Source organism: Oceanobacillus sp. GQ8 (assembly GCF_059758495.1).
In genome coordinates, this window is record NZ_JCAXEV010000003.1 from 148,533 (window position 1) to 160,593 (window position 12,061).

Consider the following 12,061-nt stretch of genomic DNA (forward strand, 5'->3'; position numbering starts at 1 on the left):
CGATTGCGATTGTTGTAAATGTCCTGGGAGAAGACACGCTAATTCAAGAGAAGGAAGTAAACCTGAACAAATTCGGCAAAATCGATACCTTAATTAATGGTGCTAGTGGCAATCATGAAGATACCATTACCTCTGTAGAGACACATCATCTGGACGGAAACGCCGAAAAGTCTTTTTTTGATATGACAGATGAAGGATTTACAAATGTATTTGATAAAAACTTTAAGGGGGAGCTTTTTAGCTGCAATGGTATTTGGAGAATCTCTTCTTGAGCAAACAGACTCTGCTTTTCAGATTCTCTAAGTCATTCCATAATTCATTTGCTTTAAGGATAAATGGAACATATTCCCCACTCACAAATAAGCATAGCGAATAAATTAAGAAGCCTTCACTATAATGTGAGGGCTTCTTCTGTACACCTTATTTTCTATTCTTCATCTTCGTTTTCTTCTGTGTCCGTATCTTCGCCTGTTTCTTGATCTTCTTGTTCCGTAGAGTCTTCTGTTGCTGGGTCCTCTTGGTTGTCCTCATCATCAGAGCAACCAATTAATAAACCGGTGGATAGGATTGCTGTTAAAGATGCAGTAGCTAATTTCTTCATTTTCAACATAATCACCTTCCTAACAAAAGTTTAATTCACTTATAGTATAAAGCAGATTCATTAACCCACTGTTAAGTAAATGTAATTATCCCTACATAAAGCAAAATTGAGTCTAGTTGGCTATTCGAGGAGAGGAGGCGGGTATTTTGGATTAGAGCTTGAACGTTTTGTGCGTATTAACGAGTGTTACTCTGAATCCCAAATGTATTTACTCTTTTGTAAGAAGGTATTTTTTGCTCAAGCTACTTATCAATTGATAAGTGTCTTTAGCTTTGATATAAATAAGGAAAGAAAAGCATACGTCTATCTTCAAAAGGGAATTCATTAATTTCAATTATCCATGTTGTATGCCTACTAAGAAGAAAGAGAGAGAAAGAAAAATGAAAAAAATATGGAAGGTTTTACTTTTAGTTTTATTAGCAATACTCCTAATTGGAGGAGTCGGTTTTTATTATTGGGCACAACAAACCTATGATGCTTCCGATACGTTATACGAACTTGTTAACAAGGAGGACATACAATCTGAAGAAGATTGGCTATTATTCGAGCCTGAAGGAGAAGCCGACACCGGAGTTATACTGTATCCGGGCGCCAAGGTAGAGCCAGAAGCTTATAGCTATTACGGAAAGCAATTAGCAGCGCAAGGATACCTAGTGGCCATTCCCAACCTTCGTTTAAACCTCGCGATTCTTGATTTAAACAAAGCCGAGCAAATAATGGAGGAGCACCCTAAGCTGGAGCATTGGTATGTAGCTGGACACTCATTAGGAGGGATCGGAGCAACAAGCTTCGCTATGGACAACCAGGATTTAGTGAATGGTGTTATCTTACTAGGATCCTACCCGAGTGACAGTACAGATTTCTCAGATGTAGCCATGCCGATGCTTTCCATCTCTGCAGAGTACGATGGCTTATCAACTCAAGATAAGATAAATGATACGAAACATCTTCTGTCTGAACAAGCAGTCATACATGAGATAAAGGGAGGGAATCACGCACAGTTTGGCGTTTACGGGAAGCAAAAAGGTGACGAGGAAGCATTGATTTCAGTGGAAAAGCAGCAGGATGAAATTATGCAGGTGATCACAGAATGGTTAGATCAACAAGGCGCACCAGAAAACTAATGTAGCAGGTATTCTTTATATTCAGCCGAATAGGAGGATGAAAATGGACACGTTCTTTTATACACTTTTCACAATAGCATATGCAGTACTCCTTGCCTGGAGTTTGCGTGAAACGCCAGCAAGGTTCCGCTGGTCCTTACGATCTTTTGTTCACCTTGTGATTATTGGACTTATTTTTGATAATGCCGTGATCGCAAGTGGCAAGTTCATCGGGGAAGGGGAATTTCTGGCATTCTTAAATGGAATACGCTATTGGTCCCATGCCTTTATTACGCCGACACTTGTACTCTATGCATTGGGATTATTACGTTTAACGAATGCAAAATGGAGAAGAAGCAGGCTTGCCTTAGGTAGCTTCCTCCTCATTACAGCTGGCTTAATCGTTTATGAAATACAAGCAGGGATTCTTAATAAAACGTTAGAGCCAGTGTGGGAATACGGGGTGTTGCGCTATAACACAATAGAATCCTCTTCAGGTCCACCAATCATGATTTTATTGGTTATGGCCGTGTTGCTCGTGACGAGTATTATCCTGTGGAAATTGACGAAATGGCCATGGATGTTTGGTGCTCTATGTATCATTCTTGTCTTGAACGTGATTCCATTTGATTTTGCGAGTTCTGCTGTGACGAACGGATTTGAGCTACTTTTAATGCTTTTATTAGTAGTGACGAAAAGGCATTATGAAAAAATAAGTTCTTAGTAGTTTGGGAGCACCTGCAGCTTATTGGGGTGCTCCTAATTTTTTTGCTTTTAGGCATAACGCAAATAGAAACCTCACTTATTCCCCCCCTTTGCAAACTGACCCAACAATGTTTTTAATTCTGCTGCTTCTTTTACTGGATCTACCACAGCTACAGGTTGCACTGTTTTTCGCTTCTTCTTCTGCTCATAAAACCATTCCGGCACTATTTCTGTTTGGACGTTTCCTGTATAGCGTGTATGCTGCCGGGAAAATTGCATTTCTTCATTCCTCGCCTGCTCAACAGTCCGAATTCCTTTCTTTTCCCAGGCTTTTAAAATACCTCCTACATAGCGCCAGGTTATCTTATTTTTCTCCAATGCCTTTTTCATTGCATGAACCAAAAGTTCTTCGTTCATAGCAGTAGCCCACTCCTTTATTTCCTTGGAAATATATGGCGTTAATTCGCTGAAGTGTGTCCTGTAGAAATGGCTTGCTGCTGTATTGGTTTGTTTATTATTTTTGTTTATTATTTCGTTTTGTTTAATGAATGGGTCGGGAGTGTGGTCGGAACTGCAGTCTGTTTTGTGGTTGTTTTTCTGGTTGGTTGTTTCTGAATTAGAGTGGCTTTCACTTTTTGTCAGGATTGATTCTTCTTTTGGTTTTTTGGCAGGTCGTGGTTTTGACGGTGTAATTTTGGATGGCGTATTTTCTCCTTGCGTTTGTTCGTAATCTTCAACCTGGGAAATCATTTGATAAATGGCGGATCGATTACTGCCACGATTGGTGACAATAATTCGATTTTTGTCCTGTAGTTCTCTACGAGCAGATTTAAAACTAGTGTTCTTAAGGCCACTTTGGGCTTGGAGCTGGCTTGCTGCAACGGAAAATTGTTCTTTCCACCCGCAAAGGTTTTGAAAATGCATGAGGGTAAACCAAAGAGAGACAGCAGAACTGGATAGGGGCTCAAAGATATTTCGTTTGTGAAAACCATTGATTTCTTTAATATAATTCATTTTGAAAAACTCCTTTTTCGATAATATAGGTGTCCATAACTACTATCGAAAAAAAGTTGGGGCAGGGGGTGCTTTTGTAATTATTTCTAGTTTGCTTCCCCCTGTTTTTTTATGGCTACACTGATTGTATTATTTTGCGGCGATTCGTTGTAGGTGGGACACATAATAAAGCTACTTCCATCTTCTTTGGTGAATTGGTACTTCTTTTCATGTGAAAGTTGTGGAAAAAAGTTATCCTGGAGACAGGATTCAGGGGTGAATAGAAATAATCAAGGTACTTGTTTCTGCAGATAGTTTGTTGTTTGGGGTTTTCGCTAGATTGCCTTTGAAGTATGTTGCTTGTTGAGAAATGGAAAGTAGTAGCCATGGTGTCTTTGTCAAGTTCGTATTTTTCATAAGGGAAAAAGCACCCAATTGCATATGAAACTACTTCTGAAATTTAAAATAAAGTCAACCAAAGAGAAAAGAGGACCTGTAAATAGAATTTTAGTTTAAATACTATTCTTTGACATGTTTTTCTCTATTTTGTAAGATAATAAATCTGTATAATTGATACTGAAGGGAGTTTTACATAATGGCAGAATCATTAAAAGGGAAAGTTGCAATTGTTACTGGAGCAGGAAAAGGGATTGGTCGCGCTACCGCATTAGCATTAGCTCATGAAGGTGTTCGTGTTGGTCTAATTGCGCGTACTGAAGAAGATCTAAAAGCAGTTAAGAAAGAAATAGAAGATTTAGACGTGCAGGTTGCCTATGCTACTGCGGATGTTTCCTCTATGGAAGAAGTGAATCAGGCAGTTGAAACTTTACAGGAGAGTTTAGGCACAACGGATATCTTAATCAATAATGCTGGTATAGGGAAATTCGGGAAGTTTTTAGAGCTTACTCCAGAACAATGGAAAAAAACCATTGATATAAATTTGATGGGTGTTTATTACGTCACACGCGCTGTACTTCCTCAAATGGTTGAGAAGAATGGAGGAGATATCATTAATATTTCTTCCACTGCTGGGCAAAAAGGTGCGCCAGTTACAAGTGCATACAGTGCTTCCAAATTTGGGGTGCTTGGACTAACAGAATCCCTTGCATTAGAGGTACGTAAACATAATGTTCGTGTTTCTGCGTTGACACCAAGTACTGTGGCGACTGAACTAGCGTATAACGAAAATTTAACGGACGGAAATCCAGAGAAGGTCATGCAGCCTGAAGATTTGGCTGAATTTGTCATTGCCCAATTGAAGTTACATCCACGAGTCTTTATTAAATCTGCTGGATTATGGTCAACAAATCCATAGAAAGTAAGTATAATTCCTAACTGAAATGCACCCCTTAGACAGATGAAGAAACTGTCTGGAGGGGTGCATTGTGAATTAAAATAGAATTGCATGCAGGATGTGAATTAATTCGCCAAGCACTAGTGGAAAGCCATCCTTCACTAGAAGATTTGGAAATAACAATCGAAAAGAAAGTAACTTTTAACTTTCAAAGGTGTAGTACGCATTTATTATAGTTAACGTAAGCACAAGAGTGATTTATATAGATACATAACATGGGGTTTAACATATTAAGCTTTTGATTCCTAATAATCCTCCTTCTCGTGTTATCCTAAGAATAGTTTGAATATAAGGAGGAAGAATAAAAATGATAAAAGCAGTTATCTTTGATTTTGATGGACTTATTTTGGATACAGAAACGGCTTGGTATGATACATATAAACAAATTTTACAGGAGACGCATGATTTTGACCTTCCACTTTCTGAGTTTGTAAAAGGGGTAGGTGGAGGAGATGATACGTTACTTGATTACATAGACAAGGAAGTAAAAGGAACGTTTCAACCAGACGTTTTTCTAGAAAAAGTGAGTGTGATGCACGCTGAACGCTTAAAAGAAGCAGAAGCCAGAGAAGGTGTAGAGGATTATTTAAAAGAAGCATCAGATGCAGGATACCAAATATCAATTGCATCTAGCTCTGATCGTAAGTGGGTTACAACACACCTTACAAATCTTGGATTGATTGATTACTTTGATCACTTTGTAACCTCAGATGATGTGGAAAAAATAAAGCCAGCGCCAGACCTGTTTCTAAAGGCTATTGAGGTATTAAATGTAAAACCTGAGGAAGCGATTATATTTGAAGATTCCTTAAATGGCTTGCTTGCTGCACGGAAAGCGAACATTAAAACAATTATTGTGCCGAATCCAGTTACAGAAAGTCTACCTTTTGAGGATCACCATTTAAAGATTAGTTCGATGAAAGAAATGAGCTTAACGGAGATTATCAAGTCTGTAGATAAGGCAGAATAAATAAAGCTGCTTACAGAGAGGAAGAGGGGATAATTAGATGGAAGAACTAAAGGGAGGCTTGGTGGTTTCATGCCAAGCCCTAGAACATGAACCCCTTCATGGGAATGGCCACATGGCAGCAATGGCTTTAGCTGCTAAACAAGGTGGTGCAGTAGGCATTAGGGCAAACGGTCCTTCTGATATAAGGCAAATCAAAGAAAAGGTAGATTTACCAATCATCGGAATATGGAAAAAGGATTATGAAGGCTTTGATGCATTTATCACCCCAACGACCGAGGATGCAAAGAGTGTTGCTGAAGCTGGAGCAGATATTATAGCAGTTGATGCAACCGAGCAGACGAGACCGCAAAAGCTAGAAGAATTGGTTGAATACATACAGCATGTGCTAGGTAAAAAGGTGATGGCAGATATCTCAACGCTAAGTGAAGGGAAAAATGCTCACGAATTGGGATGTGACTATATTAGCACAACCTTATCGGGTTATACGTCTTATACCAAAGACAGGGCACAGCCAGATTTTTCTCTTTTAGAGGAGTTAATTAAAGAGGTTTCCACACCAGTAGTGGCGGAAGGGAATTTCGGTAGCCCTGAACAAGCGAAAAAAGCTTTGGAAATTGGTGCGGCTTTTGTAGTGGTTGGTGGGGCAATAACACGACCGCAGCTTATAACCAAAAGCTTTGTTGATGGGATGAAAGAATAGGAAAAAACTTTATTAGAGCTGATGATTTTAAAGCGTGATCTAATGAAACAAAGGCGATCTTAAATGATCGCCTTTTCTAATCTAAAATTTTACGGCCTGTTTATGGAATATTATGTTAGCATTGAAGCGTGACTTGTTAAACTAATGCAGCAAGTTAGTGAAATAATTTATTATATTTTTATCAGGGAAAGGAGTGTTAATTTGAAGAAAATAACAGTTTTTATCCTTCTTTTGTTTTTGTTAGTAGGATGTAGTCAAAGTAATGTTCAGCATAATAAAGACTTAGAGGATTCTATTTATTCTATTGTAGATGATAAAAATAAAAGTGAGATAAGTATGAAATCATTGACGACTTTCGATTGGGATAAAGCATTCCTTTTTACACCTTATAGTACACAAGAAGCCATAGAAGAAGAATTAGGTACTGACTTCAAAGACCCAAGCAATATCAGTATGAGAGATGATATATACCTATTGGTTTTCCTAGACGGAGATAAAGTAGTTCAATATGTTGAAATAGAACGCCGAGGCTCTGACTTTTCAATAAGGGAAAAGGGACACCTTACTCCATCCAATGATGTTATAAGTATTGAAAAGCATTAAGAAGTTTCCTTGTTGGAGTAACAGGTGCTTCTCTTGAGTAAGGATTTGCACCTTTTTTCATTAACGGTGCAATTTAGTAGCACATAATTTAGCGAAAAATCGGCTCCTTAACATGGAGGAGAACGGCTTTTTTGTTTGGATTTTGTTTAAAAATGTAATCTATTTTACCTATACCTCCCGATAAACCTCTTTTGCTTTGTATTACCAATTTGACTAATCAAAATAATTCCCCTTATGTTGTTTATATACTAGTAGAATAATTGCGAGTAAAAAAATGTGGTCCCGTTTTTCTGAAATTTCAAAAATAAAAAATGAAACCAATTATTAAATGACGATGTCTAAAGAGTGAAAGAAAGGAGGTACACAGTGGGAGAGAAAGATTCGCATGCAATTAACGTAAATGAAGAAATTAATATCGATTATCAAGATAAAGAAATAGTAATCGAGCAGCTAATGGAACTTTACGCCGAAAAGGTTTTCCTGCTAGCTTTTTCCTTTGTAAAGGACAGAGGTGTAGCTGAGGACATTTCACAAGAGGTTTTCCTAAAGGCTTATAAGTATCTTAATAGTTTTAGAGGAGAGGCTGCTTTAAAATCCTGGATATATCGCATCACTGTTAATACTTCCAAAGATTTTTTAAAGAAAAATAGCTTGAAGCAACTGATATTAGAGAGTAGCTTCTTTGAAAATTTCAATAGAACCGAAAGTACTGAAACCTCTTTTCTTAAAGCTGACCGCAATGAACAGCTATTACAAACAATCTTAACATTGCCAATAAAATATCGTGCAGTAATTGTACTCCATTACTTTTATGATTTAAAAATTAATGAGCTTTCTTCGGTATTGAATTTAAATACGAATACTGTAAAAACAAGGCTTTCAAGAGGGAGAAACATACTGAGACGGAAAATGGAAGCCAAGGAAGGAGAGGTATTTTAGTGAAAGATAAGCTTAAAAAGATACATGAACATTACCGTGAAAATTATTACAGTGAAGAAATAGCTGATCGGATCAAAGATGGTGTTCAGCAGAATATTAAAAATGCGGATAAGATTCAACCTGGGAAAAAGCAGCGACTCAATATAGCAAAGAAACTATTATATGTTACTGCTGCCTGCATCGTATTATTTGGCCTCTTCATCGGATCTGCCTTTATATCACCAGTAATGGCGGAAGTAGCCTCCAAAATACCATTTTTAAATAAGATTTTCGAACAAGAGCCTATTTACGAAAATCTCCTAGAGGAACTTAGGGATAAAGGCTATGATATTGGTGCAGGCGGTTACAGTGTCCGTGATAAAACATATTTTGTGGAGGTTAGGGGATCAGAGGAATATTACAACCAAGTAAGGGAAGAAGTTAAAGAAATTACAAAAGATATCATTTCTTCAAGAGGATATAATGATTTTACGGTAGAAGTGGATAAAGAGAAAATAATGGAGTCTGATAGTGATCCAGCAAATGATCCTAAATATCGAGAGAGCGAGCTTGTGTTTGATGTATTAAACGAGGTTGTGCCGAAATTACAGCAAAAAGGCTATAAAATTGAGCCTAATTACAGTGTTGGTTATACTGGTCCAGACGCTAAAGATATTACGGTGGATTTGGACATCGAGGATACAGAAAAACGTACGGATGAAATTGAAGGAGCAATTCATGAAGGTATTAAAAAGCAAAATATTGAAAAAGAAGTTACGATACAATTTCATCCATTTAATGTTCAAGAAAGGGAAATTGAGAATAAATGGACCAGTGATGTACTGCCAATCATTTGGGAGGGAATGTTAAGTAAAAAAGAGTACAAAACAAAAGGTGTGGGGTACTCCTATAAGAAAGGCACTATGAACATTTTTATAACAACAACTATAGATAAGTCAGACAACGAAGCATCTGAAATAGCAAAAAAAATTGAAATAGCCATTCACGAATTCCTACAATCAGATGATTTAAAAGATATCGTGGATGACACTCCTTATAAAGTTGTCGTTCGAGATAAAGATAGTAAAGATATTAATTAAAAAACAAGGCGATACTTCCCCCCTGTGAAGTATCGCCAATCTATTATTTTGGTAGTTGAAAGGATTGTGTCATCATCCCAAAACTATAATTGGTAAGTCAAATGTATCTAATATTAGTTTGTAAGGTCATCGGAAACACTACTTGGATTAACCAGAAAAATTATGTATTGAACGTCTTATAAAACCAACATTGTAAATAATCATACTTACACTGTTGGGTGCAAGAGTTTAACAAAGGATCGTCATTTATGGAGATCCTATTTTTGTATTTGAAAAATCATTGGAATTTTATGTTAGAATTAGTATGTGAACAGATATACTTACATTAACGAAGCAGGTTAGTTGAAGAAGGTAATATTTGGATTAAGATAGATATAAGTAGAAAAGTTAATAACAAGGGATCATTTTTTGGAGAAAAGTATTTTGGATGTAGATTTTTTTTAACAAGTAGTAAAAAAGACTTTGCAAAAAAACAATATTTCCCCTGAGAAACCTAAATTCGAAATCATCGATAACGTAATGGTTATTAACATTAAAAACTATTTAAAAGGTGGAGTAGACTTAGATTTTTTTAATTTTTAAACCTTATTTACGAACAATTGGACCTTTAGAAAAGAGCTGAACAAACAAGAAATAGAATTATTGAGGCTTATGCAGAGTGTCAAGGCATGTTATTTTGATTATAGCAATGAAATGAATACCATTTGGCGATGAATAATTGTACTAAGTTTTTACTGAAATATGCAAAGTTAGCAGTGCATTAATTAAGTAATAAGATTTGCTTCAGTAAAATAAGGTATATTATATTTGTTGAATAGATTCTCTTTAAAGAGAAGAAAAGTAGGTGAACAAAGTGGGAAAATATCAATTGGATTACAAAGGTCAGGCAGCTGTGACAAAGTTTCATGAAAAACAGACTCCTGCCAAATTTGATAAAAAGAAGCAACTTGAAAAAATACGTGCGGAGTATTTGAAAAAGAAGCAAAAACAAACAGATAAATAATATGAATGAAAACATAGGAAGAATAAAATCTCCCTATGTTTTTTTTATTCGAATTTCTTTTTTCAATTGATGATAGAGTTTATTATTCCCATAAATTTCAGATTCGGTGACAAAAACGCGTAATCAGATATCCATTCCTCACTAAAAATTTCAGTAGCAGAAACACCATTAATCTCCAGCAGAAATTTTTAAAACATTTGGATACTCACTTGGCTTAGGTAGCTGAATAAAAAGATAAGTCTCGACCTTTTCAGCAAGATACTTTCTCAATAACCCACACTCAAAGAAAGTCAGGGGATAAGTGCTTTACATCAATAAGGGAGGTTGTTGAAGCAACCTTTTCTTAATGAACTAACGGGTGCTTTAGTTTTAGAAGAAAATAGTTATCCAATAACAAAGGAGCTTGTTAATTCAAGCTCCTTCTTTTGAATTATATTGCGACCTTTTTGCGATTTTAGTTGTGATTTCCTTTGCGATTTACTATGATATATAGCTTAGCGGACCTCATAATGGAAGCCGTTACAGGAAATCAGCACACCTTTTCATTTCTACCTATGGTCCGTTATACTTATCCCTTTGTATTTGCTGCCTGTACCGTTTGTTGTGCATTGTAGTAGTTTTTTGCCATTTCTACTGCGTCTACCGCATCGATATAGCCCCAAAGGTCATCGAATATTGGATGAGAAGTTGCCTTTAAAATGCTCTTTACGTCATTTGGACTAAGGTTTGGATTGGCTTCAAGCATTAATGCCACAACACCTGCGCAAATTGGTGTTGCCATAGATGTTCCGGATAACTGAATGTAGTTTTCATCGATAATCTGTTCTGGAAGCTGACTTTCCAGTGCAGAGCCAGGAGAGAGAAGGGATATGATATCTGTACCTGGCGAATAAATATCAGGTTTTACAAAAGAATCAATGGTCGGTCCTCTGCTAGAGTATTCTGCGATTACATCATCTGATCGTTCAAGTGTATCCTGGTCATAGGCTGATCCGACTGTAATAATAAACGGGTCAATAGCTGGGGTGCCAATCGTTGTCGGGGCTGGTCCGCTGTTACCGGCAGCTGCACAAACAACAATACCGTGATGCCATGCTTGCTGAACAGCAATCGCTAATGGATCGTCCCTAAACGATTCATATGCTGGCGCTCCAAGAGATAAGGAGATGACGTGAATATTAAGTTCATCTTTTTGATCTATACACCATTCAATTCCTTCAATGATGGTAGACAACCTTCCGCTCCCTTGTTCATCCAAAACCTTTACACTTACAATGGAAGCCTCTGGGGCTGGACCTGTATATTGACCACTGGAGAGCTGTCCATTACCCGCCGCATCTCCAGCGCAATGAGTGCCATGGCCATTATCGTCATAGGTATCTTCACGGTCATTAACAAAATCTTTAAATGCCACAATTCGATCCTTCAAGTCCTCATGTGGGTAGACACCTGTATCAATAACAGCGATCGAAACGTTTTTACCCGTTACGCTGTGCTTTTTCCATACATTAGTCGCACGGATATGATTACTTGCTATATCAAGATAAGCAGTTACAATTCGATCATGAAAGATACGATCCACAGCGTTATGATCTTTAATTTGTTTAATCATCCCAGGTGTTAAATATCCCCTGATTCCATTTACAGTTGCTAACTCTTTTTCTAATTTATTATTCGATTCTTTGTTGCAGGTTTTAAGGAGGTCTTCTTTTGAAACATGTTCGCAATCGGAGTTAAGGTATACAATTACCGGTATTTCCCTATTACCTGTTTCTAATGGATCATCTTTTCGATTTAATTGCAGTTGTTCCACTAACCCAGGATCCAGCCTTTTTCCAGCTTCTTCAAACCATACTCTTTTACGGTTACTCATCGTTTCTCCTCCTCTTATTTTTTTCTTTCCAAATGTAAAAAACATCCAACTACTATAAATTTAACAACCTATTCGAAATAGGACAATCCGCCAACATATCTATTTTTATCAGAAAATAAGGACTATTTAGGTGGCTTA

General features: G+C 37.0%; 12 protein-coding genes. 9 read left to right on the top strand and 3 right to left on the bottom strand.

The window, feature by feature from the left end:
- Positions 1–427: 427 nt before the first annotated feature.
- Entirely contained in the window at positions 428–610 is a 183-nt protein-coding gene (locus AC6CHS_RS09710; RefSeq protein ID WP_106897680.1) for a hypothetical protein, read from the bottom strand.
- 371 nt (positions 611–981) lie between these two features.
- Here AC6CHS_RS09710 and AC6CHS_RS09715 point away from each other — a divergent pair, with 371 nt between their 5' ends.
- Positions 982–1,725, top strand: a complete 744-nt coding sequence (locus tag AC6CHS_RS09715; RefSeq protein ID WP_498235822.1) for an alpha/beta fold hydrolase — start codon at positions 982–984, stop codon at positions 1,723–1,725.
- A gap of 43 nt (positions 1,726–1,768) precedes the next feature.
- Positions 1,769–2,428 carry a hypothetical protein gene (locus AC6CHS_RS09720; protein WP_498235823.1) on the top strand — a complete coding sequence of 220 codons (660 nt, stop codon included), beginning with the start codon at positions 1,769–1,771 and terminating at the stop codon, positions 2,426–2,428.
- A gap of 74 nt (positions 2,429–2,502) precedes the next feature.
- Here AC6CHS_RS09720 and AC6CHS_RS09725 read toward each other — a convergent pair whose 3' ends face one another.
- Complete coding sequence (locus AC6CHS_RS09725) at positions 2,503–3,423, bottom strand: DnaD domain-containing protein (RefSeq protein WP_498235824.1); 921 nt, start codon at positions 3,421–3,423, stop codon at positions 2,503–2,505.
- A 574-nt stretch (positions 3,424–3,997) separates the two neighbouring features.
- Between AC6CHS_RS09725 and AC6CHS_RS09730 the strand changes: the two genes are divergently transcribed.
- The 7 genes from AC6CHS_RS09730 to AC6CHS_RS09760 all read left to right on the top strand — a co-directional run bounded on the left by AC6CHS_RS09730 (position 3,998) and on the right by AC6CHS_RS09760 (position 10,050).
- Complete coding sequence (locus AC6CHS_RS09730) at positions 3,998–4,717, top strand: 3-ketoacyl-ACP reductase (protein WP_498235825.1); 720 nt, start codon at positions 3,998–4,000, stop codon at positions 4,715–4,717.
- A 346-nt stretch (positions 4,718–5,063) separates the two neighbouring features.
- Positions 5,064–5,726, top strand: coding sequence for an HAD family hydrolase (locus AC6CHS_RS09735; protein WP_238018377.1), 663 nt, complete (start codon positions 5,064–5,066; stop codon positions 5,724–5,726).
- Between the two features lie 37 nt (positions 5,727–5,763).
- Complete coding sequence (locus tag AC6CHS_RS09740) at positions 5,764–6,426, top strand: N-acetylmannosamine-6-phosphate 2-epimerase (RefSeq protein WP_238018378.1); 663 nt, start codon at positions 5,764–5,766, stop codon at positions 6,424–6,426.
- 201 nt (positions 6,427–6,627) lie between these two features.
- On the top strand, positions 6,628–7,029 hold the full coding sequence (locus AC6CHS_RS09745) for a hypothetical protein (RefSeq protein ID WP_498235826.1): 402 nt from the start codon (positions 6,628–6,630) through the stop codon (positions 7,027–7,029).
- Positions 7,030–7,395: 366 nt separating this feature from the next.
- Entirely contained in the window at positions 7,396–7,968 is a 573-nt protein-coding gene (locus tag AC6CHS_RS09750; protein ID WP_498235827.1) for a sigma-70 family RNA polymerase sigma factor, read from the top strand.
- On the top strand, positions 7,968–9,047 hold the full coding sequence (locus tag AC6CHS_RS09755; RefSeq protein ID WP_106897671.1) for a DUF4179 domain-containing protein: 1,080 nt from the start codon (positions 7,968–7,970) through the stop codon (positions 9,045–9,047). The genes AC6CHS_RS09750 and AC6CHS_RS09755 overlap by 1 nt, the downstream gene beginning before the upstream one ends.
- An 853-nt stretch (positions 9,048–9,900) precedes the next feature.
- A complete protein-coding gene (locus tag AC6CHS_RS09760; RefSeq protein WP_106897670.1) occupies positions 9,901–10,050 on the top strand; it encodes a hypothetical protein in 150 nt (49 codons plus the stop codon).
- 568 nt (positions 10,051–10,618) lie between these two features.
- Here the strand turns inward: AC6CHS_RS09760 and AC6CHS_RS09765 are convergent.
- On the bottom strand, positions 10,619–11,923 hold the full coding sequence (locus tag AC6CHS_RS09765) for a S8 family peptidase (RefSeq protein WP_498235828.1): 1,305 nt from the start codon (positions 11,921–11,923) through the stop codon (positions 10,619–10,621).
- Positions 11,924–12,061: the final 138 nt, after the last annotated feature.